Below are 24203 nucleotides of genomic sequence, written 5' to 3'. Positions count from 1 at the left end.
TGTTTATTCTGGTTGTTGAGTGGCGCTGGTAGGTTTGCTTTTATTGGCGTCTTGAATGCCTTTAAGCCACGCTTCGATAAGTTCACGCTGATCTGGGCTTGCCCCATTCGGGTTTTCGCCACCCGTCAGGCCATAGCCTGTGCTATCGCCTTGCATCAGGAACGATTTATAACCATCAATTAAGGCTTGCTGTTGCGCTTCATCGGCGCGCATCCATCGCATATCGGTTTGCGCCATTTTGACAGCCTGTGTATGTATGGTTTGCGGGTTAGGTGCTTTGCCGACCAGATATTTAGCCCTTACCAAATCTTCAATCGGGATGTTTGATAAGGTCGATAGCATCTGCATCGAGCGCACCTGACTTGGTACGGCGCTGCTGCGGCTAAGTGCGGCCTGTTCACGGGTACGAATACCCTGAATTGCTGTACCAAACTTACTCATAAACCCGCTGGCTTCAGCTTTATCAAGGATCATGTTCTGGGCCTGATAGTGCTGCATCAGGGTGTCCATATCCAAAATGATAGGATTCCCCCCGCTGGCGTCCCGTCCCTCGTTGACTTCTGAGGGGTACACGTTGCCGTCAGCATCCCGCACCATCACTTGCAGCTTAAATTTGTTGCCGCCCACCGGCTCCATATTCACAATGGCAACGTCCGTGATCGGTGCGCCAAAGCGCCCAGGTTTGCCGACCGATTTTTTCAGTTCTGGCAGGCCGCCATTGTTCAGCTTGACCAACAGTTCCTGTGATAACTTCCCGCCATTGCTCATATCGCGGCGAATCAGGCGTGCGGTTTCCTGTAAAACGGGGTTAAACAACACGTCATATTGCGTACCTTCTAGCTTTTTGGCGTGTTCGTACACATCCTGAAAATTGACTCCCATACCCGCTTCATACGCGGCCATGATATTTTCTAAGCCGGAAAAGGCATTTCTCGCTTCGTCCAGTTTGGCCTTGCGCTCTGCTTCTTGCACCCGCAGGTTGTTGGCGCGCGTGGCAACAGTTGACGATTCAGTCGATGCCTTAGACGCTGCGGTTGCCGCTTCACTTGACGCTATTTGCGCGTTGTCTGCCCTTACCTTGCGCGCATGGTCAGCGTCATAGTTTTTAAGTTGCTTTCCTTTCAGTTCGCCTTCCATTTCCGCATTTTCAGATTGCAAGCCAGTTAACGTTAGTTTGGCGTTAAAACTTGCGTCGGCTTGCCGATCCAATTCAGGTAGGCGGTCAATCGTGTGCTGCTTAATCTGCCCATCACGGGTAAGGTTCTCCACTTGTAATCCATGCAACGTTTCTGCACGCTCGTTTTGGATGTTCCAGCGCCGATCATCTTCCTTGTTGCGGTAGTAGCGATCCATCATATTGAAACCGGCCTGAAAGCCGCTGACTAACCCACTCATTAGATGATCTCCGAAAGGATATAACCTGCAACGGCACCAATTACCGCCCCCCACGGGCCACCCACTGAACCGGCTTCGGCCCCTGCATAGGCACCAGCGATTGCGCCGGTTCCTGCGGCGGTGGCGTTTTGCTGTTTCTTCATGCGTTTATTCTGATCTTCTTGCAGCTCGCGTTGCTGTTCTAACTTGGCGGCGTCACGGATGCCTTGCATCGCCTGACCTTTCACTGCCTGACCGGTTTGTAATAATCCGTAACCCATGGTTAACCCCCAGTATTCACGTAATTAGCCACTGCCTGACGCCCATTTGAACCGGTCAGGATGCCCATATTTCTGTCTTTCGCTGCCAGTCGGCTCATGTTTTTAGAGTTGGCAACGGTTAAGCCGTATTGACCCGCCATGCGGGTATCATTGGTTTGCTGCATTCGGTCGGTCATTTGAATGCCGTATTTCTGATTCATCAGGGCGCTATTGGCACGGGCCTGATTAAACTGACGGGCAGAATTAGCAGTAATCCGGGACAATTGCGCATCCAGTAGTTCGGTCGAGTCGGACAACTGCATTAAGCGCTGTTCGTAAGGCTGAAAACGCTCCCAATAATCCTTGTATTCATTGCCGATCAACGCTGCATAGGTATCGGATGCGTAATGCTTACCAAAGGTTTGTCGCAACGGCAGGAAATAGCGCGGGTCATTGCCCCCTAGATACGATCCTGACGCTGTGTTTGCGCCTGCACCGCCGCCACCATACCCACCGCCGTAGTCACCCCTGCGGCTATTGCCACCATACGAGCCGCCCCCGCCACTGTTGCGGTGAACGTCAAGATAGGATTGGTAATCTGAATAAGATTGCATGGAATTTATGTCGTCAATGTTGACTTGTGATCTGTATATCTGTTCCATACGAGAGCCTTATCGTGGGGGTGAAACTGGCGGGGTCGGTGTATCTTTCGGTGGGGGTGTTGGTGATTCGATACCCCACCGCAACCCTGCGCCGATTGCTGTACCGGCTACTTCTTGTCGAAGCGCGCTATTTTGCATACTGTTCAGCACGCTATTTTGCGCGTCCTGTTGTGCCATAGACGCAATATCCGTCAGCCCTTGCATGGCATTACCGGCTTGCCCTTGCCCCATGGCAACAATATTCTGAATACCGCTGACATACCGATCTTGCTGGCTTGAGGTGCCACGGCTGGCCGTATCAACTTTGGAGCCAGCCAAACCGGTTTCCCCCTCACGTATGCCGGATTGAAACCGGCCTGAATTGGGGTTTACGCCGTTTTGCATCATGCTGTTACGGATCTTCAAGCCCTCTTTAGCGAATGCGTTTGCCAACGGTCGCATTGATAAATCAGACGCCACATTCATTTCCGCTTCACCGTTCATGGCATCAACACGGCGCATAAATTTGTTTTCATACGGCTTGAACAACGTCTGGTAATCATTCCAACGCCGCATAGCGACCTGGGCCTGCATTTGCTCGGCCTTGGTTTCTGGGATGTCTGTGCTGCCTTTACCCATGAGAAATCACCTTTTCAAAAACAAAAAACCCGTCTGAATCAAGACGGGTTTCTGTGTAACCTAGTTTCGGGGCCAGCTTCCTAAGCCCCTTGCGCTTTGTTTTAAATCGAATGCGATGGAAGCCGGTTTTGCGTGCCACCATTTCAAACGTTTCCTGATAACGGACAATCACACCAGATTCGCGGCTGACGCCAGCCCAAATAAATAGTGTGTTGTCTTTTTGTGGTTGGATAATGGCTAATGTCCCGCCAACGCAGATACCCACGTTTGCCGTACCGTCAGCCAATGCCTGCTGTAGCTGTTCGACCAGATTCAATTCGCCGCTATCAAGGGCCAATTGCGCCAGTTCGGGAGTGAAATCAAGGATAGGATCGCGCATACAAAAAAGCCCCTGTGGTTAACAGGGGCTACTAGGTCAGACTAGAAATTACTATACCTTTTTCTGTCTGCCTGTGGTAGCGCTTAGTTGTGATACTGGTTGTTTTTTGTACTTGCCTTTTACGTCTGCGGCATGGTCAATCAGTTCAATCGCGGCAGGCCCAACGTCAATGCCTTGCTTGCGCAAGTGATCAAACGTCTTAATGATTAAATCCAGTTGATCACCGGTTGACTTGTACGCCCGTTCCCGCAATTTACGCGGGTCAATGTTCTTATGGATTTTCAATGTTCACCACCTTATGCACGTAATGGGGGTGGGACAGGTGCAGCGAAAACACCCCAGGTTGATCCACCAGCACGTCTAATTCCCCATCATCCACCGTATAGATTTCAGATTGCCAAAGTACAGTGGTGCCAACGGGCAGCGCGATAGTAAAGTAACCGTCTGCCAGTACCCCCTCTGCAAATTGCATACGTGGCACCAGCGCAGGTTGAGTAGGGTCAACGTAATACTGATCTAGGTCTACGTCCCCCTCGATCATGCCCTCGCCTACGTTCAATACAATCTCGTCGGGTCGGCACTGGATTTTGCGCCGGATGATACCGGTTGCCACTTCATAAACCACAAAGCTATTAACGTTTTGCACTGATTGAGAATCCTGTCACTTTGAAAAAGAACGGTTGCACGGGCGAACCGTCTGTCTGTGCGGAAATTTTTAAGCGCGCACTGCCTGACGTGATCGGGGCCGCCACTGATACGGGCATTAAAAACTTTGGCTGTTCGGTGCCTTTGGCATCAGCGTACAGTTCAGTATGCGAAATGGTTTTCACAAGGGCGGTATCGTCGTACAGCCAAATTATAAATTTCACCGAGTCATAGGCAGTTGTGGTGTCACCGGAGCGTTTTACTTCCACGGTGGCGCACACCGTCAAAAACGCATCAGAGCCAATTGAAATGGTATCGTCGTAGAGTGTGACGGCAGAGGTTGTCGGGCCATAGGTCGGGGATTCAAAAAACCGTGTAGCTGTGACCGCACCGTTCACTATATCCAACGTGCCAACGGTCAGGTTTTCAATAAACGCCCCGCTGATATATGCGCCCACATCATTGACCTGTAAGACGATTTCACCGAGATCGTTTTTAATCGTAATGTTACGTGCTTCAACCTGCCCGTTTTCATCAACAGTAAAGGCATCCCCGCCAATCCCGATTGTGCCGCCAGTAATGTCTACGGCGGTCAGTTCCAGCGCATGAATAAAATCAGCCACAACCGTTTGAGCGATCAGGTTTTTAATATGCGCGGTGCGAATGTACGCATCAGGGATATACACCCCATCGGGTACGTCAGGATCGCCACTGTTCTGTACGACCGTTAGCAATGGTTCGGCGGTGTTATCCAGCGGGTTAATCACGGCAAAGCGGTTCGCAGACACCGTAAAGTAGACCTGCTGACCATCGTTCCAAAGGCCAATACCGCCGACCAACTTATCCGTAGGGTCAAGCACACTGGCAACAGACGATTTAACCGCCCACTGCGCGACGGTACTATCCGCTTCACCGGCCCGTGCTTCTACATAGGTCTGGATGCCCTCTGGGCCATTACCCTGATCGACATACACATCCTGGGCGGAAATCGCAATCGCCCCATTGTCATACGCAAACGCGGCTTTAATATCATTTACACCGGCTTGCCACTTAGGCGTGATCCCGTCAATTTCATATACCACGGCTTTTAGGCTATTAATCTCTGCGACTAATACCCCATCCCAAGAAGCGGCATCTGTTCTGGCTAACGTGATCGAATCTTCCAGCCCAAAGGTTGCAATGCCCATAGCGGCAAGGTTTTCTTCATTAGCGAAGATCATCCCGTTATGGTTTGAGATTGTTCCCTCTGCATTGCCGACCCGTTCAATTATGCCGGTGCCGTCATTAAACAGGGCTTCAAGCGTGGCATATTTATTTATTACCCATTCAATATCGCCGCGCAGGTATTCACTTAACTGCCCACTGTTTACCATCTGGGTTAATTTTGACAGGGCAATATCTGGGTCAAGGGACGTTTCCGCGTACACCCCGTTAATCGCCGGATGATGCGCGGATTCCACGTCATTAAGGTTAACGTGGGTAATCCAGTAATAGTAACCGGCCCCGTCACCCAACGGGCCGGTATCATCGGCGTACACTGACGCAATACTGGTCGCAATAGCGACCGCGCCTGCCAGATTATCCGTATCGCTCCGGTAAATGCGGGTGTACTGGTGTCCATTGTATTGCGGGGTGTCCCAACTCAAGATCACATGGCTAAACGTGCCAAATGCCTGCAAGTTAGTTGGTACATCAGGCAAGTCAATCGCCGGATCGCCACCCCCGCCCCCTGTTACCTTTTTACCCCCCGCTGCCACCAGCAACGAGGTGATCCCCAACGTTTCCAGTTCGCGGTATGTGACCGCCTTTTCCAGTTTATTGCCACTGGCTCCAATCAGGATTTCGGCAATCTGGGTTAGGCTTTCAATCTGGCGCTGATCGTTCCCTCGCGGGATAGCTGGATATAAGCGCTTCTTAGCCATTCATCAGCTCCCGCAAATTGGAAGCAAACATAAGTCGATGCACCTGTCCCGTCCCCGCAAGCTGCAAGCGCAGTTCCTTGCCGCGTCCCTGTGGAAGCCGGAAGCACGGGTGGTCTAACACCACATCGTCAGGTGCAGCGGATAAATCCGCGTAATCCGCCACTAAGGCACCATCAAGCCAAAGACTAAAGGACAGATCCTGCGGTCGTTCACAGTCGATATAAACGCAACTTGGCATGGGCCGGTAATCGAGCCTGACAACCTTTTCCCATGTAAACGGCATGGATGCTAACGCTTCATCCATGGCAAACAGGTTGTCACTTTGTACGATATACAAGGTGTCACGTTTGAGGTCGGTGTAAACTGCATCAGCGCTGAAATCCAGTTCAATAAAATCCTGTGTGCGCGGGTCGAAGATGAAACCGCCCCCATCAAAAAACGCGACATACTTATCTTCGTAGTAGGTAGCCACAATGGTTTCAGGGTTGTAATTGGCCCACGCTTTCTTATTAAACATGCCCTCAGTCAACAATCGGGCCATGCCTGGGCCGATCCCCACTAAGCCGTCAGGACTGGCGTAGATAACGTAGTTACCCATATCCACCATTGAGCGCTTAGACACGCACGATTGCGCGATTTCCAGCTTCTGACCGCTGACCGCATCAGGTGAGACACCGGCAAACAGATACGGGTTGCCGGTGGTGCCAACCACAATCGAGTTGCCAATTCCCTTAATCGCCACCACATCAAATTCGGTGGTTTGTTGGTAGTCGGTGGGCCATGCGTGGGGCTGGTACTGTTCCGAGAATGCAACGGTGTTACCCCAAAACCCCGCCAAGATACCGTTAGCCATGGCGGTTAAGCCTTTCATTGCGCTATTCGGTTCACTGTAGCCCCACGATTCCAGCACAATGCCTAAACCGGCGTCTGCCACGTTATCTTCAAACGCGGTCGCACTGCTGGTATGCAAGCCCACATCCAATTCAGCAACAAGCTGGTAGGCGTCCCCGTTAGTCCGGTACAAGCGGCGCTTGGTTATGTTCTGATCATTGACGCCGATAGCATCAAAATACAGTTCCACGCTGGCGTCAGGATTAAGCAAAGTGATTTCTTCCGAAATGTCACTTGGCATACTTTCTTCGCCATAGGCGTTTACATAGGTCTGCACATAAAAGCGGGTAATGTCGTTTTCAGCGTCGGCATCATCAGTGTTGTTGAGATAGCCCTTTAAAATGGGTGCGGTCGGTTGTTGCACCCCCATTTTATATGACGCGGTAGGCATCACCCCGCCACCGGTTGCAATCGCCGCCGCTGTTATCTTGGGGTAACTGCCACTGCCGGTAAAATAGGCGCGGCTATACTGGTCGTTGTTAATCGGGGATTCAACTAGGTCAACATCGTCCGACCAAGAAAACCAGTGCGTGTCACCATACAAATAGATGGATGAGGTATTGGTAGCCAACGTTGCTGCTTTCGCCACCAAGTCAGCATAGGGTTCCAAGCTGCCACTATCAAAGCGGCAATTGATCGCCAGTGTTGCGTTTTCCAGTGGCAACTTAGCCGACTCAATGATCGGCAACATGCCCTTAATCGGGTGAATGACAATCTTCATATTACACCTTGATAATCGCGTCTTGTTCCCACCACGTAGCCACATCAAAATTCGGGCAGGTTTTATCGTCCCGAAAATTGTTGTGACCGGCGATTACCGCTGTCGGGTAAAGAAGCCGTAGTGACATAAGTTGCGTGCGTAATGCGGAAAACTGGGCGGGGGTAAAGTCCACGTCCCCCTGAAATCCCCCCTCTAGGCAGATTGCCAACGAGCAGGTATTTATCTTGGGTTCGTGCGCGCCCTGAAAGGTAGTGGAACGACCAGGATGAACAACACCGTCTTTATCAATGTAATAGTGATAACCGATCTCATCCCACCCGTTCCCCTCAACATGCCAGCGCCTTACTTCATCAATACTGACGCGCCGGTTAGGGCTAGACGCGGCACAATGCACCACGATTAGCCCAACGTGTTTAAGCGGTGTCATTAAGTCAGGCTGACCGTACCGGATGTAATTTCAATCTGGCCCTGTTCGCCTAAAACCTTATCGCTGTTTAGCTGTCCCTTATCCAAGCAGGTAGTGTTATTCCATAGGGCATACCAGCCAAATGTACCCGCAGGTACGTCAAAGGTGACACTGGCGCTTAGTGTGCGTGTACCCGCGCTGGCTGCACCAAAGGTCGGGACTTGGCGTGCGTAGGCAGGGCTGCCACCGGTTGCTTCGTTAGCTGCACCGGTATCGGATGGATCGCCTGTGTGCAGACTCATGTGTGTAATGGTTAGCGCGTCAAGCGCAGTATTTTTGCCAGCAGTAGTTAATGGCATTAGTTGTATCTCCCAAAGGTAGGTGCAAATTTCATGGAGCCGTAAATAGCAAGGGTGTCCACACCGGCAGAGTCGGTGAACCAAAGTTCAAACTGGTATTTGCCCACCAGATCGGCGGTGTTGGTGTCGGTTAATTGCAGAGTGAATGCGCTATTACTGAACGTAATACCGCTGCCTAACGTAAGTCGCAGTGCTTCATTCCCGTCAGCGTCTTGGACGACAAGTAAAGCGCTGGCAACATCTATGATTGGATTGCTGTCAATCGTGGCATTCACCACGATCTGCTTATCTTCAGCCTGAAATAAATCGCTGATCGTTACTTTTTTCATAAACAAGCCTTGTGATTAGCTAATGTCTGCGGTCAGCCTGACGGGCTGAATGTCACTGCTTAGTGAAATGCCGTTAATATCAGTGGTCAGAAAGATGCTGTTGCGTGTGTTGCGCTCACCGGTCAGCAGCGCGTTGAACTGCGCCAAAGAGCCGGTGCTAGAGGTAATTGAGCAGCCATAACGAATCAGGCCAGCAATGCTGGCCTGACTTTGAACGTAACTGGTTACTGTGCCGGAGTATCGGGGCCGACCGGTCAGTGCATCTGCGCTGGTCGTTTGGCTAATCGCCTGTCCCAGTAACCGGATCTTGGCATCCATATTTGAGTCGGACACCGTGATACTGGTAATTCCAGACGTGGTATAACCATCAGCGCTAAAGGCACTGCTACTGGCAGCAGAGGTCGTGAATTGACCAAACAACACGCCCAGACCAGCCATGTTGTCACTCGTTGACGTTTGGCTGTCCATCTGTGTAGATAAGCGCACAAAGCCGTTAATGACATCAGCACTGGTGTTATTGCTGTCAAAGGATGCCAGCACATAAACCCCGCCAGCAGGCGTGATCGTGGTAACAGAAGTGGTCACACTGGCAAAGGTGCCGGAAAGCAGATTTGCTGGCCCCTCAACCAATACCCATTGGGTATTGTCCACCGGCATGTTTACCTGCAACAGTGAGACTGACGTTTGCGTGTCGGTGGTCGAAGTGTCCGTGTTATTCGGCATGGGGAAGTAATGAACAATGTTCCCGCTGAACACGGTCAACGGGTCGCTTCCCGCTGCAATGCTTTCGATCTCCGCGTCTGACGGCCAGCGGTCAAGCAAGACAGGCTGACTGAACACCCCTTTGGCGTAACGATCCACGTTAGCGTCAGCGCGGCGCATAAACTCGAAATCTTTATTGGTAAACGTGGTCGTAGAGCCAAACAGTTCAGTTGATAAATCAACTGTCCCGTCCTTAACGCAAAACGCCAGTCGGCCCCCGCTAGTTCTTCGACCCGCTACGATCAGGTGGTAGGTGCCAATCAAACTGGGAACTGCCGTTGGGTGGAATGCCAAGCCGCCACCCAACATATTTAAGCCCAGTTTGCCGGTAGACTCCTGAAAGGCTACGTTGATTTGCCCTACCGCTATTGGCCCTGTTGACAGCATGTAATGAAAGTCGGTGGCCTTACTTTCCAGCTTTGCCCAGAACAGCCACGCAAAATCCCCCGCAAGTGACGCAACGGACGTGTCCAGTGCGGCATATTGCGTAGAGCCGTTACAGTTCAGACCATAAATTGACATTAGGCATTCTCAGTGTGCGAATTGAACGGATTGTCTACCCGCAGCGACCACCCGCTGCATTCAGACGGAATGATTGCTTCATACATGCCTATTGCATCCACGTTTCTGAACACGTTGATGGATTGCCATTGCAGTGTACGGGGGTTGTAACCCCATAAAATCGGGTCGTAGCTATCGGTTGTTGCATTTTGTTCAATCACAGCGAAGCGCCCTGAAATGGTGGGCGTGCTGTACGTCATGCGGTTTCTGGCGTGCATGACCTGAACCAGCGTCGAATTTGCCAAGGGATAAGAGGTCTTAACCCCAATCACGGTGACTAAATTGCGAAACGCCGTCAAGCGGGTTGTGATCACGTCATAGGTGGTATTCAGTTCAGTTACTGCACCACTGCCCAGGGTGCCGTAGTAATCAATCATCGCTTGCAAAATATTCACATTTGCCGCGCCGTTAATGGTGGCACTATTAAAATTGAAATTACTGGGCTGCTTCACCGCATTGGTGAATGCGATACAGGCATCAGCAAAAGGGCTGGTTAAATTCCCCTTTTCCCATTCGAAGAACGCGGCCAGCGAGTGTTGCGCCAGTAGCGCATTCATTAAATTGGAGTCGATATAGTTGGTTTCCGTCACTGCATACCGGTGCGCGTACCAAAGGGACTCAGCATCAGTAACAAAATTTCCGTCTATATCTGGCAGGGTGAAATTCAACGTAACGGGGTTGTCTTGCGGATCGATAGCGTCATAGACAGCTTGTGTCAGAAATTCAGTCAGATTCATGCGTTAGGCTCCCCAGTGTTTGTTATGTTGTTCGTCGCGCTCAATCGCACGGCGGCAATGGTTGTCGATGCCGGTAAACAGTTCCCAGACGGGGTTTAGCCACGCTTCCATATACAATGCGGTTTGGCTGCCGCGCTCGGCGTTCCAGCCAATTCGGGACGAAAGGGTAATGTCTCTGTCCCCCCCTAGCAGGGCGTTAAGGGACTGGTCTTGCCCGATCCAGAGGTTGTAGCGCCACTTGCGCCAGTGGACTTCGCCGGTTTTCTCAACCCAAATTGCGATCAGGGTTACGGGCAATTGAACGGGTGAATAAAGGACGATAAGCAGCGCCCAATACACAACGATAAAGACATAAAGGCAGACCGCCTTTGCCATAGCGACGTATTTCATACGGGATTCCTGAAAGGTTAGTTTTTGGCGCAATCGAAGAATTGCGAGAGCTTTAGGCCGGTGGCCGTTGTAGATATGTCAGCGTTTTCAACCAGGTTAGGTACATAGGCACCTGCCCTGACAAACTGGCTTAACTTTGTCCCGCCCCCAAAGAACGTAATCACATCACTTAGCGCAATGGGCGGCTCAGAAATCCCAATCGTAGAAGTCGGTGGATTAGCCAGTGTGTCCAGATACCACGTATAGGTAGTGCTACCCACTGCCACCATACGTTGTACGGTTGTGTTATAGGTACTTGCGGCCTTGCCACGAAAGCGCACGGTCTGACCGCTATTGATGGTGCCGCTGGTAACATAGCTGCCGCCAGCAATTGAAAATTCCACATTCGGCCCACCGGTTACAGGTACTGCGGGATCGATACCGGTAATGGTATAGGTGTCGGTATAGGCCCACGCATTCGGCACCAGTGAACCCACCGCCAAAGGCTGATAAAAACCGCTAGGCGTGGTGTCTTTGGCGCGGGTCGTAACGTTCCATGTGTAGCTGGTGCTGCCGACCGTGATCGTGCGGCTGACAAGCGTAGAGTAACTACCCGACGCCTGTTGCCTGAATATGACCGTATCGCCACTGTTGACCGTGCCGCTGGTAACATACGAGCCTGAATTGATTTTAAACGCGACCCCACTACTACCGCTGACTGTCACCGCAGGATCGATACCGGTGATCGTATAGGGTTCGGTGTAGCGGTATTCAGACAGTTGCGCACCGGTTACAGCAGACGGCGCAGTAAACCCAGACGGGGTAGTGTCTTTCGCGCGGGTAGTAGCCGTCCATGTGTGGCTGACCGTACCAATCCCAATCGACGCATTTACGGCGGTCTGGTAACTGGACGACGAGGCAATTCGGAACGTAACCTGATCACCGGCTACTACCGTACCGGCATAGCCGCTTATATAGCTGCCATTGTTGATCTTGGCCGCTGCGCCTGCCGTGGCTGTCACTGCGACGGACGTGTTGATCCCCGTTACCGTATAGGGAACAGAGTAATAGTACGTGTCCAGTTCTGCGCCGGTTATATCGGTCGGATCATTAAACCCGCTTGGGGTTTCATCCATCACCGCCGTTGTGATTGTCCAGTTCGCACTGGTGCCACCGGCTGTTACGGTGGTTGTCTTGGCGGTGGAATAACTGGCAGACGATTGCATTCGCACGCCAATCGTTTGCGTTGTCGGGTTTGCCGTGACGCTGGAATACCAGTTACCGGACGTACCAATTCTGACCTGCGCACCATTGGTCGCGCTGACCGTTACCGGCTGCACATAGCCGCTGATAGTTGTCGTGGCTTCGTAGTAGGTACTTAAATTGGCGCTGGATTTATTGGTAAAGCCAAACGAATTGGGCGTATCGTCCAGTACAACGGTATTACTGTCGCTACTCCATGCCCCGTTACCGTAGCTGTTAACCGCACGAATACGGTACTTGTAGCTACCGTCAACAAGGCCCGTCCAAACCTTTGGCGAAGTCAGTCCAACATTGGTGGTAGTGCCATAAGCCCCGCCGCCAACACTGACCTGCATTTCGTATTTTGTGACAGACGGATCAGATAGAGCCGTCCATGCTACGGACGTAGACGACCCGCTGACAATGGACGCTACCGGCGCATTGGGCGCAACCGGCGGAACGGCAGATCCGGTAAAATTGAATACCTTGCCGGTACTTGATACACCAAAAGCAAAGTTAATGGTGTCAGACCCAGACCCCGTGCCTGTGACGGTGAGCATAACGGACGCATCAGGCTCTAAGAAATAACTGGGGCCAATATCCCAAAAGGTTGTGCTAATCGACGTGATTTCAAGAAATTCGTCAATGTCACCGTTGGTAATGTTGACAGTATCACCGACCGCCAAACTGGCAGGCAGATTGTCATAGAGCGATATGTTTCCGCCAATATAAAGCGCGTCGATATAGTAGGAAGCCACTAGCGCGCCGCCTTGAGTAATTCAATTTCCTCACGCAAGGCTTTGCACACTTCCACTAACAAGGCGATTTCCGCTGCCTGCGACACCTGCAAATAGCCATTGGCCTTGGTGCTGACCGCTTCTGGAAATACGGCCTGTACTTCCTGTGCAACCGTGTGTGACGCGCTGCCTTTGGTGGTATCGACCCAATCAAAGGTGTAACCATGGATCGCGTCGAGTTTTTGCAGCGGGTTGTCGATGCGCTTGAGATTGGTTTTTAGGTTGCGATCTGACGAAATGACAAAATCATCACCGGAGTATTCACCGCTGATAATCACATTACCAGGGGTGCCACCGGCAATCACTTCTAGGTTGCCGCTGACGCGCAGTGCAGGCAAAGACGTGTGCGACGACGCACAATAAAGTGCGATGTAATTGTCCGACTGAAAATAGCCTGCCGTGCCGTCTGACCGGTAACTATAAATCCCGCCACCGGCACACCCAGGATAGGCAGTCACATAAATGCCGTAATCCCCTGCACTGGTGGTATCTTGGGCAAAAATCTGAATGCCTTTGCCGTTGTTCTGTTCTATGAACAGGCCCACCGCATTAGGGTTTCCCCCTACACCACCTAAAGTACGGTCGATGCTCATAGAGATCCCCGCACCATAGATCACATCGTAGTACGACCCGCAGGGTACATAGTTGTCCACGTTCACAGCCATGGACGCTTTGCCAAGGTACGAGCCGTCATAATTCACGCCATTGGCATTGATTGTGACGTTATCGCCCCAGTTCGCCTGCTCAATGTCTATTGACGACACATCCAGAAAATCGGCGGTCACACTACCGGCCACCAGATCAGCAAAGAACGTGGTTTTATTGAACATCCACGACGCATCAATCACGCGGCTGATTGCCACCCATGCGCTACCGTTCCAGTATTTTGTAACCGACCATTCCTGCCCTGCGGTCACATTGGATTGCGTCACCGTGTCATAGGTCACATTTGCGCCCGTGGTCACGTTATTGGCAGCGGTATCGCTCCATGACGCTGCCGTAACCACGATTTCATAGTTTGCTGCGCCGCGTGAACCAGTGGCACCAGTTTGCCCTTGTGGGCCTTGATCGCCTTGTGGGCCTTTGAACAGGCTCCACACATAATCAGCTTTGTTAGTTGATTCGGTTGCCGTGGTTTTGTTTACCGCGATCCCGATGTACGCCGTGTTCGCCTGCGGGGTATCGGTTAAACCGGTGCCGTCACTGTTGGCAGAGTATTTAACCCATGTGTAGGTCGTTTGCCCATCATCCCCTTTTGGCCCTTGCACACCGGTATTACCCTGCGGCCCGACGATCAGCGACCACGTATAATCCCCTGCCGTGGTGGACTCAGTAGCGGTCGTTTTGTTGTAAGCAAAACCGATATAGGCTTTACCAGTCGGGTCGTCGGACAGGCCGGTGCCAGTAGCATCATCGGCATATTTGATCCACGTATAGGTCGTTTGGCCGTCTGCCCCTTTCGCACCTGCCACACCTTGCGGCCCCTGCTCGCCTTGCGGCCCTTGTGGGCCTTGTGGGCCTAGCAGATCAGATTGGTACGTCCACGTTGTTTCGTCCGTCTTTTTATAGACGTAGCGCCCATCCACCAACGCAAAGTCACCGGCAATACCCGTACCCGACGCAGGGGGGCCACCGGCAGAGGTGAACCACTGATTACCAGGGGTGCCGTCATTGCCGTTGAGGTACAGTAAAAAATCTTCTTCTGTCCCTACGCCGCCATTGGCTATCCATGTTTGATAGGCACTGGCACCGTCGATACCGGCTTTTGAGAAGATAGCCGGAGCCGACCAATTGGCAGAGGTGCGCGCCCATGTGTCGGTTTGCCGGTTGTGGCGATACACCGCCTTGGCGCAGTATTCGATACCAATTCCCTGATACTGGCTGGTATCAGTCCACCCGTCAGGCACGATTTCAAGGGTGCCATTAAAGCTACCACCGGTCGGAGTTGCGGGGGGTGTACCGTCAACCGACACCTTAAAGATGATGCTATGAAAATCGCCATTCGCACCGTCGAAATAATCAACGCCGTGGATCGGGCTGTAGCCGTCCTCGCCGTCTGATACCACCAGCGTTTGACCCTGCCCGTTATCAATGGTGTAGGTGCCATCGCCGTTATCTGTCAGCGTAGGCACATCCCCGTTCAGGCCGTCTTTAACGGTAATTTCACCGTTAGCGCCGATAATTTTGTAAACGCCTGGGCTGACTTCCACCACTTCCGGCGCAATCGCTGTCCCGCCTTGGGTCGTTTGCACGGTAACAGGCACAGCAATGCCGGTGTTGTTGTGGGTGATCGTAACGGTGACATTGGACGTGCCATTACCAATCCGGCTAAAGGTCGTCGCTTCACCGCTTGGTGCGCCCTCGGTGGCGGTTGTGATATAGCCGGTCGCGGGGTCGAGTGTGGCGCGGATAACGTGAGTAGATACCACCGACGCCCCGCGTGAAAACGTGAACGTCAGATCGGTGGTGGTGGTAGCCGGTGTCCAGCTTCCACCATTGGGGGCTTTGACCCATGCTAAACCATTGTTTGAACTGACACCGCCATACACCGGCAAGGCATAATCGCTCTGCATTTTGTAGAGCGTGTTAATCACATGCACGGTGCCGGACGCATCGGTAATGGAAACGGTATCGTTGGTAGAGGTGGCCCACGCATTGAGGGCTGACAGGGTATTAGTGCCAAGTACGGCTAATTCACGCATAGACAGCGTGGCGTCGGCAAAGTCATAGGCGGTAGGAATGCCTATCACATCAACGGTGAGGGGATCACCGCTGTTCAGACCCGTCTTAGAAAAGGCACTGAACAGGGTAACAGTTTCAGATCCTGGGGTGTTGTCCACGCCGATGATTTCATAGAAATCACCATCAACCACCAACAAAAAGCCGACTTTCAGCTTATCAATCGGATCACCGCTGTTGTACGTCACACTCTGACTGTCTTGTGTCAGTGTGACATTGCCACGGAACCAACTCATAAAAGCGCCTTATAGAATGTTGGGGTAGGTCATGATCAGAGAGTGATTGGCGTAGTGGGTGGCGATTTCGATGCGCTTTTCATCAATGCACCGGTCGCGTTCTGCCTTGTAGTACAACGCCCCTTGGGGGTCGTACCAATCGGTATTGGGCATCATTTTCAGTTCGTAGACGGCGCCAGCAAGAATGCCCTCGGCATTGTCGCTGAACACATCGTCGTCGATGGTGTCTGCTTCCAGTACCGGCTTTACGCAACTTTGCACGTACACCACCCCCGCTTCTTTGGGGATCGGATAGAACCCGACGGTGCGCTTGGCATTGGCGTAGTAACTTCGTGGCGCATCCTGCCCCATGGCAAAAGGCCGTCCGGTTAGCCCGGTCAAATTACCGGTGTCAGAGTACACGTCGATAATGGTGTCGATTTCAGCATCATCGGCCAGTGTATCGAGCGCATAGCGTTGCTTGGCTGCCACTAACGAGACTTTGATCACTTCTTCCCATGCTTGGGTTTGGGTGAAGTAATGCCGTGCCGCACTGATAAACGCGCGACGAAAGATCAGCTTGGGCAAATTGGGGCAATAATGCGCAACCAGATGCGCGTAGCTGGTGATTTCCGCCATGGTGCATTCCTATCGGTTAAGGATTTTTGGCCTGACCCGCCATAGCCGTGTCAGATTGCGTTTTGATACCTAGCAGGGAATTGAAAGCGTTTAAGTGACCGGCAGCGCGTTGCGCGTTTTCGGCATATTCCGCATCTTTGGAATACGCGCGGTACAGCATGAAATCCAGCAACGGATTTAAGTAGCTATCGTCGAGCGACAGGGTTTGGGTGTCGGTCGTAAAGTCAGCAATAGTGACCGCCGCAGGGGCCGTCGAATAAATCAACTCGACCACATGGCTTGCTGCACTTGGACGCGGGAACACATAGAAGTGCTTGGGGTCGCGCTCGTCGTACACATAATGGTCAACGGTTGACGCGGTTTTGGTATGCCAGTCCGGTAACTGATCGTCCAACTGGTGACGGGCAATCTGGCGAACCGGCACACCGCTGGCCTTATTGCGCACCACAGTCATTAACCGAAGCGCATCATTGGGCAGAGATTGTTTGCTGTCCGTTTCATCCAGCGTAAAATCTTCGTTAACGACCGACGCATCAGGACGGGCAATAATGACCGCCAACACGGCATCGTTAAACCAGTTCAACCATTCTTGCTTCGGCCAGCGCACAGACGTTTTATCCTGCACAATGGTTTCAGCGCGCGAGATCAGATCAATGATTTTGGTGGTTGCCATTTAACTTACTCCGCTTTAGGTTCAGCGGCAGCTTTGGTGACTTTGGCAGGGGCTTTGGCTTTTGCTTTGGTCACTTTGACCGGCCCACTCATATTGGCTTCCAGTTCTTCTTCATCGAATACCGGCAATAAACCAAACGTAGCGGCTACTTTGGCAAGCCCAGGATTGTACGGCACCGTGCGGCCAAACTTGTTTTTGAATCCCACAGGACGTTGATTAGACATGCGTAAACACTCCATAAAAAAAGGGACGCATAAAGCGTCCCTTTAAGGGATAACCCAGTACGATTAGGCACCAAGGGTTAAGACTGAGTGACCTAAGCCCTCTGGCTTAATGACGTTGTAGCCGTACACCATCAGGGAACGGGCTAAATCGCCAAAGTCATCAGGGTTTTTCAGTTTTTCCATAAAGGAAATCTGCGCTGCAAAGGTCAACGCGCACTGGTGTCCGAACACCACATCGTATTGACCAGCCGCAGGACGGTTCAGGTTGTTGCTTGAGTAGATCGTGAAACGATCCAGCATACCGATTCGACCGCTACGCAGAGTGGACTTACCATCACCGGTAATAGACGCATCTTTCAGATCAGACGTTTTCAGACGCGCGCACAATGCTGGTGGAAGTACCACAAAGCGGTTACTTTCCGGCATGTTCTGTTCGTCCATAATGACGCCGTATTTCTCAACGATGGTTTCAACGATGTTCTGGTTGGTGATAGACAGCGGCGTGGCCGTTGTCCCCAGGCTAATATTCGAGTCAGCACCCGCCGTCAGACCAGCGTGACCGGCCATAGCAGGGATAGCCGACAGAATATCGGTGTCCACCTTGATCTTCATTTGCTCCGCGCCGTCTTGCGACCATTCATCCATCAGCGCTAAGTCTGATTGGACGCGATCTACATCGTACAATTTAAACGCGAAGTATTTGCCCTGATTGATCACCAAGTTGGTCGTTGGTGATTCAGGTTGTTCGTAGGTGATACCAGCGCCTTTGACATAATCATTGACGGTAATATCGGCACGGGTACGAATGATTACTTCGTCACCGTAGTTTTTGATTTCGCCCTCGTAATCGGTGTTAGCGATAGCGCCAAACACGGTTTGATCGTAAAACTTAACTAAGAGTTTTTTCGACCAGATTTGAGGAATGAATTTGCTGGTGTTGTTTGCACCAGTGCTGGAATAGTTCTTTGCACTGGCATCAATAGGAAAGCCCATTTTAGATACTCCACATGGGGCTTAACAGGTGTGCTTACTGCACGTTGCCTGCATTCAAAGCCCTGAAAAGACTTTGTTCCTGTTTGGCAAACTCCGCTTCGCTGATCTGACCTTTGCTGTAGGCGTTATAAAGCGCGTCAATCTGGGCGGTACTCCAAAAGTCACCGTCCGTACCCATATCGGGTGGATTGTTGCGCCCTACTGGGTCTACGTGTTGTTCAAAAGGCGAATTGGGTTTTCCCAAGCGGGAACGTTCGTGGGCCTTGTAAGCGGTGTAGAAACCAACAGTCCTGTCCACATCACCCTGATTAAATGCTTGGTGTAACAGTGAGCCGCGCGGCATCCCTGAAAAGGGATCGGGTTCGCCTAGCCATTCGCGGAACATGGGATCACGATCTACTTGGTCGAAATCAATGTTGTGCGCTTTCAACTTGGTCGCAATCGTGGTGAGCAACATATTGCTCGACGCTTCCTTGTTGGTTTTCTGCACACTGCCGATTTCGTTACGAATCGCATCCAGTTCTTTGCGAAGTGCTGACGTTTTCTGCTCTGCCAGTTGTTCGGCTTGTTCTGCTACTGCCTGGGCAAATTCTTCGCCGTATTCGTCCGTCAGATACTGGTTCAGTTGTGCTGGTTGTTTCTGGGCTTCCGCTAACTGGTTTTTCAACTCGTCATTGGCCGCTTTCAGATCCATCAGCATCCGAGTGGTTTCTGGATCGGGTTTGGCACCGGCTTCGACTTTCTGGCGCAATGCGTCCAGTTCGTCTTTCATGCGCGGTACTTCGGCGTTGTACTTGCCTTGCAAGACCTGATATTTCGCTTTCCAGTCGTCGGAGTCGGCAGGGGCCGGTGTTCCTTGCTGTTTCAGCGGTTCAGGGGTCAGGGTTTGGGTCGGATCACCAGTGTTGTCGTCATTAGCGGCAGTTGGTGGCTGGTTGCCGGATTGAATCAGCGCATTGGCTTCTTCTTCGGCTTTTCGTAAAGCGCTTGGTAAGGCCATTGGTACTCCATGGGTGAGCCGGTCGTAGCGGAGCCAGTGCGGTGTTCCAGCCGGTATTCACGTTTGGGGTGGTTAAAATGAAAAAACCCGCACAAGGCGGGTTTCTTCGGTTAATCGTAAGGGTTAGTTTTCGCCGTCATTGGCGGCGCTTTCTGGATCGCTTAACACGTCCAATAAGTCGCGCAGTTCGAGAATGCGCGACTGAAAATCGCTGGTGGTTTTGTCGTTGGCATAAATCAGACTTTCGGTGTGGTCGATTTCCAACTGACGGATAAATTGCAGTAAAGCGTCGTATTCATCGTGACAGGCCGCGCGCATCCGGTTAATCGCCCGAAGCTGGCGGGTCTGTTCTTCACTGTACTGGTTCATTTTGTCCCTGCGCCTGTTGGGCCATGGCCTGTTCTTGCTGACGGGCCTGCATCTGTTCTAGGGTCGGAACGACGCGATCCACCGGAATGCTGGTGTTTTTAAACACTTCGCGTAGTTGTTCGCGTCGGCCCTCAAGACCGAGGATTTGAAGATCCACTGGGTTATTGGTGATTGCCAACAGTTCCTGCATTCGGATCGTCATGGCTTCTTTGTGCATCAGGGCATCGGAGCCGCGCGCATGGACGGACGCATCCCCTTTAATATCTTCCGGCACGGTAGGGTCGAGCATCAGCGAGTGGTACACCGCTTCGATTAGCGGCTCAATCACATTGATGTCGATAGAGCGCACCACGTCTTTCATGGTTTTACTTGCCGCGTTCATCAGCATGGACAAGCCGGACGCCGTTTTACCTGCCCCTGCGGCATTGTCGGAGCCGTAGGAATAGGCAGGAATACCGGATTTTTCGTCGGCGTAACGTTCAAAGCGCTCATATACCGCCAATAGTTCATTGGCTTTGATTTCAGGCGAGAAGAAAACCACGCCTGGGCGGCCCCCACCCTGCGGGTTCGCCTTGGATGAATAGGGCCACACTTTCATCGGGTAGACGTTGGTAATGTCCTGCCCTTTTGGCACCATCGAAATATCGACCGCCACTTGAGGGCTTGAGCCTATCGCCATGTTGTTGATAAGCGCCCGTGCCGTGGCGTTGGCCGCATCCTGAATATCCGCCAGAATTTCCGGCAGCGCTTCACCGGCAAACGAGTTAGGCACATTGCGGAAACAGGTTTTGGTATAAGGCGGGTTGCCGGTCGGATCGGGGTTAATCACGGCGCGTATGGTGTAGCTGCCAATCACGGTCAGCGATACGCTGTATTCTTTATAGGGATCTTCAATCATCTGTTGAACACCCCAGTCTTGCAGCATCTTGCCCTGAATCCAGCCCGTCCAGATAAGACCGTCGATCAGGTCATAGTTGGTATGAAGCTGGTCGTTGCGGCCCTCTAGGCGTTCCCGTTCCCCATCTTCAAACACCCATTCACGCAGACCGTTCATGCGGTACTGGTTTAAGACCAGCGCAATATTCTTGGCGTTGTAGCCCATCATGCCGCGCATCTTTTCCAGTTCGTGCGGGGTCATGCTGATTTTCTCTATGTCCCAGTTATCGCCAATCCGCACGGTAGACGGTGACGGGTAGAAGTTGAACGGCGATACCCGTTTAAAGGTGCGCAGGATCTTTTCTTCCACCTTGGGAACATGCTTGCCGGTTTGCGGGTCAGGCACCCACTTAACCTTATGCTTTTTCTTGTAAACAACGCCTTTCAAAATGGCAAAAGGGTAAGTGACTAAATCTTCCAAAAATTCTTCAAATTCCTGACGATAGCCACCCTCGATCAATACGTCCTCGACGTATTCAGCCATTTTTTCCATGCGGCGTTCACCCTCACGCTGCATTTCGTCTTTTATGCGTGCTTCATGCTGCATCAGTAGCTGTTCGGCCACTTCTGGCGGGACGCCATACTGCATAACCGCCTGCAAGGCCGTGGTGATCATTTCTTCCTGAATTTCAGGGGGTAATTCCTGAATCGGGGTCGGGGCCAGAGAAAAAGGCCGATCACCGGACGTAGAAAACAGATCCGTTAACAGGGCTTTGGCCGCACGCGATTTCGCGCCGGTCAGGTTCATGTAAATCTGTGAGCCGCCCGTTTTCTTAATTTCTTCCAACTTTTGTGGATCGTATTCGCCTTTACGGCGGCGCAAGCAATTGGTCAGACGGGTGGACAGCGAGAATTTGTGACGTTTGGCAATATCCCAACACTGGGCAACATGATGCGCCAGCCGGTCGATAATGACCGGTTGCATCGGGGCGTTTTCGTCCTCGTCGGACACGCCACCGGACAAGCCTGTTGGCTCAATCATTATTCATCAACCCTTTCAACACGCCAGCCTAACAGGCGCAAACAAAAACGTTGCCACCAGTGGTACTGGTGACGGGAATAAAAGCACATATCGCCAATAGTGAGTTTCCACAGGTAAGGCATGGTGTGGAATTTCGCGCCTACCGCATAACGTTGATCCAGGTTCATTATGTCCATCCACCGGAACTAATGACGCGCACGCCGGAGAAGTACCCGCCGTGGAAGTCACTCATTTGGTCTTGTAGGTAATTCAGGGCTACCGCAAACGTTCTGAACGCATCGGCAGGGTGTGAAGCCCAGTCATGGCATGGGCGGTCTTTCCAGACGCCGCGCTTGTCGTCCCACTCTTTACGGTAGGCTTGCAGACCGGCGAAACCCTGTTCGGTACTGGCTTCATCGAACCAGCACAGGGGCAATACCGCCCTCACCGCTTCGATACCGTCTACGACCGCCAGTTTTGGGGCTACTTCAAAGTTGATCCCCAAGGACGCGGCCTGTTCGATACGGGACAGACCCGTGCCGAATTCGCGGTGGTTGATGTCGTGCGGGGCAACGTGGAAGCCATACATATACTTCTTTTCGGACGCTATATCGTCCAGCATCCGTTTATAAAACGGTAAGCCCTCGCCTGAATTCTGGTAGTAATCAATGACGCGGTATTCGCGGCCTATCTGCTGGATAAACCAGATACAGGTTTCGTCCGACACCCCCAAGTCCCAGAATGTATGCACAAGGGCAGACGTTTCGTGCGGGACTTTGGTTAAACGCTGCTGTTCGTAAATATCTTCTATCTGGCGCTGGTAGTAAGCCCCCTCGATAGACTGGGCAAAGGCTTCTTCCGGTATGGACGGGTATTCCCGTTTCATATCGTTGCCAAGGGTACGTTCCTTGGCGGCATACCACGCTAATTGCTCATCCGACAGGTGGACGCCATGCTTAGACGCCAAGGTGTTCGCGTAGTCCCTAAGCCGTTCAGGGATAGGGATCGCGTCGTTGTCCAGCTTATAAGACGGGTCTTTGTACCAGGGGAAGAAAAAGAACTTCCAGTCCAGCCGTGACAGGTTAATTTCGCGTTTCGCGTTACGCTCGGCCTGCTGGCTGTATTCGTAGAAGTAACCGGCCTTACCCTCGGCGGTGGACTCGATAAAGATCACACAATCTTTCGATACCGCTTCAAAGGCACCCGTGACGATTTCACGGGCCTTGTCGGGGTACTTGGCACAGATTTTCCCGAATTCAGAAATGTGCAGGTATTTAAGCGTACCACCACGAAAGGACGTACCGACTGTGATAGACGACCCGTTACTGAATACCAGTTCACCGGCTCGGTCGTTGGTGGCCCTGACGTTATCGCGGATTGCCGCAGGCAACTCGTCGTAAGCGTATTTGATTTTTTCCCGAAACAGACGGGTCGCGTCGTCTTTACTGTGAGCGATTACCGCGCATTTGGTGTTCTTGGTGAACAGCGCCGCATCGAGCATAAAGATCATGACAAAGGTAGTGAACCCAAGCTGACGGGCCTTTAAGATGATATTGCGGTAGTGCATTCCCCGAAACAGCGCCAATTGCGCTTCATTCATGTGGAATTTGACCCGCTTACCGTTCTTGTCAGTGATCCAGTAAAGGTTATTAACGCGCCATTCCCAATCGGACAGCTTTTCGCGCATTAACCCCCAGTCGAATTCAACGCTGGTGGAATTAGCCGTTTCCGCTGTCAATTGTGGTGTCCAGTCTCAGATTATCCGCAGGCAGCGGCGATACCAGCGAGTCGGTGACTTCTTGGGAAATGGCATCAAAGAACTGCGCCACTTTCATTTCACCGCTAATGTCGTGCTGGTGTTTTTGGGTAAACATGGCAAGGTGCTGGCCCAATAGATTGAGCGCGCCTTTCTTGTCAGCGATTTCAAGATCACGCTGCACCAATTCTTCTTCTACGCCTTCCTCGTCGTCGCGGGTGCGTTTAATGACCCGTTCACGGATTTTCGACACACCAGCCGCCGCTTCATCGGCAATCTGGTGAATCGGCAGCATGTTGCCGTTGTGGTCGTAGAAATCTTTGATGTTGACCGCTGCCAGCTTAAACAGCTCATTCAACACAAATTCTTCATTGATGCGCAGCTTCATAAAGCCGTGTGTGCGCGCTTCCAGTAGACACGCATCAATATATTCGCGCGTCGGGGTGCCATGACGTAACAGTCGTTTGCCGCAGGCATCAGCCGTGGCAAGCGAACCGCAGTTTTCATACGCCGCCATGTACGCTTTTGCGTGGTCACGCTTCGGGTCGGCAAGGTACTGTTGCGCAAATTCTAGCTGCCGCTTATTCAGATCCTCTGCCAGTTCTTCAAGCACTGTCATGGACTGTTCGACAGACTTAGCAATGATTTGACCGGCCATGGGGAA

27 protein-coding genes are annotated in these 24203 nt (G+C 52.0%); all 27 read right to left on the bottom strand.

What is annotated here, in order from left to right; all coding sequences use genetic code 11:
• Nucleotides 1-3: 3 nt before the first annotated feature.
• Complete coding sequence (locus tag TK45_RS10615; RefSeq protein WP_131258630.1) at nt 4-1395, bottom strand: hypothetical protein; 1392 nt, start codon at nt 1393-1395, stop codon at nt 4-6.
• Entirely contained in the window at nt 1395-1655 is a 261-nt protein-coding gene (locus tag TK45_RS10610) for a Blp family class II bacteriocin (protein ID WP_131258629.1), read from the bottom strand. Before TK45_RS10610 ends, TK45_RS10615 begins: the two co-directional genes overlap by 1 nt.
• A 2-nt stretch (nt 1656-1657) precedes the next feature.
• Nucleotides 1658-2248, bottom strand: coding sequence for a hypothetical protein (locus tag TK45_RS16285; protein WP_174719781.1), 591 nt, complete (start codon nt 2246-2248; stop codon nt 1658-1660).
• 57 nt (nt 2249-2305) lie between these two features.
• The gene (locus TK45_RS10600; protein ID WP_131258628.1) at nt 2306-2914 is read right to left on the bottom strand and encodes a hypothetical protein; all 609 of its coding nucleotides are present in this window, start codon (nt 2912-2914) and stop codon (nt 2306-2308) included.
• Complete coding sequence (locus tag TK45_RS10595) at nt 2907-3293, bottom strand: hypothetical protein (RefSeq protein WP_131258627.1); 387 nt, start codon at nt 3291-3293, stop codon at nt 2907-2909. Before TK45_RS10595 ends, TK45_RS10600 begins: the two co-directional genes overlap by 8 nt.
• Before the next feature lie 51 nt (nt 3294-3344).
• Entirely contained in the window at nt 3345-3578 is a 234-nt protein-coding gene (locus tag TK45_RS10590; RefSeq protein ID WP_131258626.1) for a hypothetical protein, read from the bottom strand.
• The gene (locus TK45_RS10585) at nt 3565-3939 is read right to left on the bottom strand and encodes a hypothetical protein (protein WP_131258625.1); all 375 of its coding nucleotides are present in this window, start codon (nt 3937-3939) and stop codon (nt 3565-3567) included. The genes TK45_RS10590 and TK45_RS10585 overlap by 14 nt, the downstream gene beginning before the upstream one ends.
• Nucleotides 3926-5860: a DUF1983 domain-containing protein gene (locus TK45_RS10580; RefSeq protein ID WP_131258624.1), complete on the bottom strand. Its 1935-nt coding sequence runs from the start codon at nt 5858-5860 to the stop codon at nt 3926-3928. Before TK45_RS10580 ends, TK45_RS10585 begins: the two co-directional genes overlap by 14 nt.
• Nucleotides 5853-7472, bottom strand: a complete 1620-nt coding sequence (locus TK45_RS10575; RefSeq protein ID WP_131258623.1) for a hypothetical protein — start codon at nt 7470-7472, stop codon at nt 5853-5855. The genes TK45_RS10580 and TK45_RS10575 overlap by 8 nt, the downstream gene beginning before the upstream one ends.
• Nucleotide 7473: 1 nt before the next feature.
• Nucleotides 7474-7899, bottom strand: coding sequence for an N-acetylmuramoyl-L-alanine amidase (locus TK45_RS10570; RefSeq protein WP_131258622.1), 426 nt, complete (start codon nt 7897-7899; stop codon nt 7474-7476).
• On the bottom strand, nt 7899-8237 hold the full coding sequence (locus tag TK45_RS10565; RefSeq protein WP_131258621.1) for a hypothetical protein: 339 nt from the start codon (nt 8235-8237) through the stop codon (nt 7899-7901). Before TK45_RS10565 ends, TK45_RS10570 begins: the two co-directional genes overlap by 1 nt.
• Nucleotides 8237-8566, bottom strand: a complete 330-nt coding sequence (locus tag TK45_RS10560) for a hypothetical protein (protein WP_131258620.1) — start codon at nt 8564-8566, stop codon at nt 8237-8239. The genes TK45_RS10565 and TK45_RS10560 overlap by 1 nt, the downstream gene beginning before the upstream one ends.
• A 15-nt stretch (nt 8567-8581) precedes the next feature.
• Nucleotides 8582-9850, bottom strand: coding sequence for a hypothetical protein (locus TK45_RS10555; RefSeq protein ID WP_131258619.1), 1269 nt, complete (start codon nt 9848-9850; stop codon nt 8582-8584).
• The gene (locus TK45_RS10550) at nt 9850-10626 is read right to left on the bottom strand and encodes a hypothetical protein (RefSeq protein WP_131258618.1); all 777 of its coding nucleotides are present in this window, start codon (nt 10624-10626) and stop codon (nt 9850-9852) included. Before TK45_RS10550 ends, TK45_RS10555 begins: the two co-directional genes overlap by 1 nt.
• Before the next feature lie 3 nt (nt 10627-10629).
• A complete protein-coding gene (locus TK45_RS10545; RefSeq protein ID WP_131258617.1) occupies nt 10630-11016 on the bottom strand; it encodes a hypothetical protein in 387 nt (128 codons plus the stop codon).
• A 17-nt stretch (nt 11017-11033) separates the two neighbouring features.
• Nucleotides 11034-12995 carry a fibronectin type III domain-containing protein gene (locus tag TK45_RS10540; protein ID WP_131258616.1) on the bottom strand — a complete coding sequence of 654 codons (1962 nt, stop codon included), beginning with the start codon at nt 12993-12995 and terminating at the stop codon, nt 11034-11036.
• A complete protein-coding gene (locus tag TK45_RS10535; protein ID WP_131258615.1) occupies nt 12995-16009 on the bottom strand; it encodes a tail fiber domain-containing protein in 3015 nt (1004 codons plus the stop codon). The genes TK45_RS10540 and TK45_RS10535 overlap by 1 nt, the downstream gene beginning before the upstream one ends.
• A 9-nt stretch (nt 16010-16018) precedes the next feature.
• A complete protein-coding gene (locus TK45_RS10530) occupies nt 16019-16627 on the bottom strand; it encodes a hypothetical protein (RefSeq protein ID WP_131258614.1) in 609 nt (202 codons plus the stop codon).
• Between the two features lie 16 nt (nt 16628-16643).
• Nucleotides 16644-17300, bottom strand: a complete 657-nt coding sequence (locus TK45_RS10525) for a DUF6682 family protein (protein WP_131258613.1) — start codon at nt 17298-17300, stop codon at nt 16644-16646.
• A gap of 5 nt (nt 17301-17305) precedes the next feature.
• Entirely contained in the window at nt 17306-17524 is a 219-nt protein-coding gene (locus TK45_RS10520; RefSeq protein ID WP_131258612.1) for a hypothetical protein, read from the bottom strand.
• Between the two features lie 63 nt (nt 17525-17587).
• Entirely contained in the window at nt 17588-18517 is a 930-nt protein-coding gene (locus TK45_RS10515; RefSeq protein ID WP_131258611.1) for a hypothetical protein, read from the bottom strand.
• A gap of 34 nt (nt 18518-18551) precedes the next feature.
• Complete coding sequence (locus tag TK45_RS10510) at nt 18552-19517, bottom strand: hypothetical protein (RefSeq protein ID WP_131258610.1); 966 nt, start codon at nt 19515-19517, stop codon at nt 18552-18554.
• 123 nt (nt 19518-19640) lie between these two features.
• Nucleotides 19641-19886, bottom strand: a complete 246-nt coding sequence (locus tag TK45_RS10505; RefSeq protein ID WP_131258609.1) for a hypothetical protein — start codon at nt 19884-19886, stop codon at nt 19641-19643.
• On the bottom strand, nt 19870-21804 hold the full coding sequence (locus TK45_RS10500) for a hypothetical protein (protein ID WP_131258608.1): 1935 nt from the start codon (nt 21802-21804) through the stop codon (nt 19870-19872). The genes TK45_RS10505 and TK45_RS10500 overlap by 17 nt, the downstream gene beginning before the upstream one ends.
• On the bottom strand, nt 21804-21971 hold the full coding sequence (locus TK45_RS16235) for a hypothetical protein (protein WP_165490761.1): 168 nt from the start codon (nt 21969-21971) through the stop codon (nt 21804-21806). Before TK45_RS16235 ends, TK45_RS10500 begins: the two co-directional genes overlap by 1 nt.
• Nucleotides 21971-23521, bottom strand: coding sequence for a terminase (locus TK45_RS10495; RefSeq protein ID WP_254426590.1), 1551 nt, complete (start codon nt 23519-23521; stop codon nt 21971-21973). Before TK45_RS10495 ends, TK45_RS16235 begins: the two co-directional genes overlap by 1 nt.
• On the bottom strand, nt 23502-24197 hold the full coding sequence (locus tag TK45_RS10490; RefSeq protein WP_131258607.1) for a terminase small subunit: 696 nt from the start codon (nt 24195-24197) through the stop codon (nt 23502-23504). Before TK45_RS10490 ends, TK45_RS10495 begins: the two co-directional genes overlap by 20 nt.
• Nucleotides 24198-24203: the final 6 nt, after the last annotated feature.

The organism is Bowmanella sp. JS7-9, assembly GCF_004329715.1.
Classification (GTDB): domain Bacteria; phylum Pseudomonadota; class Gammaproteobacteria; order Enterobacterales; family Alteromonadaceae; genus Pseudobowmanella; species Pseudobowmanella zhangzhouensis.
The sequence above is the reverse complement of the archived record's forward strand: the minus strand, read 5'-3'. Positions and strand labels throughout refer to the sequence as shown.

Excerpts from the sequence above, each read along its gene's own strand:
- TK45_RS10615 (WP_131258630.1), bottom strand. The coding sequence starts at position 1,395 with ATGAGTGGGTTAGTCAGCGGCTTTCAGGCCGGTTTCAATATGATGGAT.
- TK45_RS10610 (WP_131258629.1), bottom strand. The coding sequence starts at position 1,655 with ATGGGTTACGGATTATTACAAACCGGTCAGGCAGTGAAAGGTCAGGCG.
- TK45_RS16285 (WP_174719781.1), bottom strand. The coding sequence starts at position 2,248 with ATGCAATCTTATTCAGATTACCAATCCTATCTTGACGTTCACCGCAAC.
- TK45_RS10600 (WP_131258628.1), bottom strand. The coding sequence starts at position 2,914 with ATGGGTAAAGGCAGCACAGACATCCCAGAAACCAAGGCCGAGCAAATG.
- TK45_RS10595 (WP_131258627.1), bottom strand. The coding sequence starts at position 3,293 with ATGCGCGATCCTATCCTTGATTTCACTCCCGAACTGGCGCAATTGGCC.
- TK45_RS10580 (WP_131258624.1), bottom strand. The coding sequence starts at position 5,860 with ATGGCTAAGAAGCGCTTATATCCAGCTATCCCGCGAGGGAACGATCAG.
- TK45_RS10575 (WP_131258623.1), bottom strand. The coding sequence starts at position 7,472 with ATGAAGATTGTCATTCACCCGATTAAGGGCATGTTGCCGATCATTGAG.
- TK45_RS10570 (WP_131258622.1), bottom strand. The coding sequence starts at position 7,899 with ATGACACCGCTTAAACACGTTGGGCTAATCGTGGTGCATTGTGCCGCG.
- TK45_RS10565 (WP_131258621.1), bottom strand. The coding sequence starts at position 8,237 with ATGCCATTAACTACTGCTGGCAAAAATACTGCGCTTGACGCGCTAACC.
- TK45_RS10560 (WP_131258620.1), bottom strand. The coding sequence starts at position 8,566 with ATGAAAAAAGTAACGATCAGCGATTTATTTCAGGCTGAAGATAAGCAG.
- TK45_RS10555 (WP_131258619.1), bottom strand. The coding sequence starts at position 9,850 with ATGTCAATTTATGGTCTGAACTGTAACGGCTCTACGCAATATGCCGCA.
- TK45_RS10550 (WP_131258618.1), bottom strand. The coding sequence starts at position 10,626 with ATGAATCTGACTGAATTTCTGACACAAGCTGTCTATGACGCTATCGAT.
- TK45_RS10545 (WP_131258617.1), bottom strand. The coding sequence starts at position 11,016 with ATGAAATACGTCGCTATGGCAAAGGCGGTCTGCCTTTATGTCTTTATC.
- TK45_RS10535 (WP_131258615.1), bottom strand. The coding sequence starts at position 16,009 with ATGAGTTGGTTCCGTGGCAATGTCACACTGACACAAGACAGTCAGAGT.
- TK45_RS10530 (WP_131258614.1), bottom strand. The coding sequence starts at position 16,627 with ATGGCGGAAATCACCAGCTACGCGCATCTGGTTGCGCATTATTGCCCC.
- TK45_RS10525 (WP_131258613.1), bottom strand. The coding sequence starts at position 17,300 with ATGGCAACCACCAAAATCATTGATCTGATCTCGCGCGCTGAAACCATT.
- TK45_RS10520 (WP_131258612.1), bottom strand. The coding sequence starts at position 17,524 with ATGTCTAATCAACGTCCTGTGGGATTCAAAAACAAGTTTGGCCGCACG.
- TK45_RS10515 (WP_131258611.1), bottom strand. The coding sequence starts at position 18,517 with ATGGGCTTTCCTATTGATGCCAGTGCAAAGAACTATTCCAGCACTGGT.
- TK45_RS10510 (WP_131258610.1), bottom strand. The coding sequence starts at position 19,517 with ATGGCCTTACCAAGCGCTTTACGAAAAGCCGAAGAAGAAGCCAATGCG.
- TK45_RS10505 (WP_131258609.1), bottom strand. The coding sequence starts at position 19,886 with ATGAACCAGTACAGTGAAGAACAGACCCGCCAGCTTCGGGCGATTAAC.
- TK45_RS10500 (WP_131258608.1), bottom strand. The coding sequence starts at position 21,804 with ATGATTGAGCCAACAGGCTTGTCCGGTGGCGTGTCCGACGAGGACGAA.
- TK45_RS16235 (WP_165490761.1), bottom strand. The coding sequence starts at position 21,971 with ATGAACCTGGATCAACGTTATGCGGTAGGCGCGAAATTCCACACCATG.
- TK45_RS10490 (WP_131258607.1), bottom strand. The coding sequence starts at position 24,197 with ATGGCCGGTCAAATCATTGCTAAGTCTGTCGAACAGTCCATGACAGTG.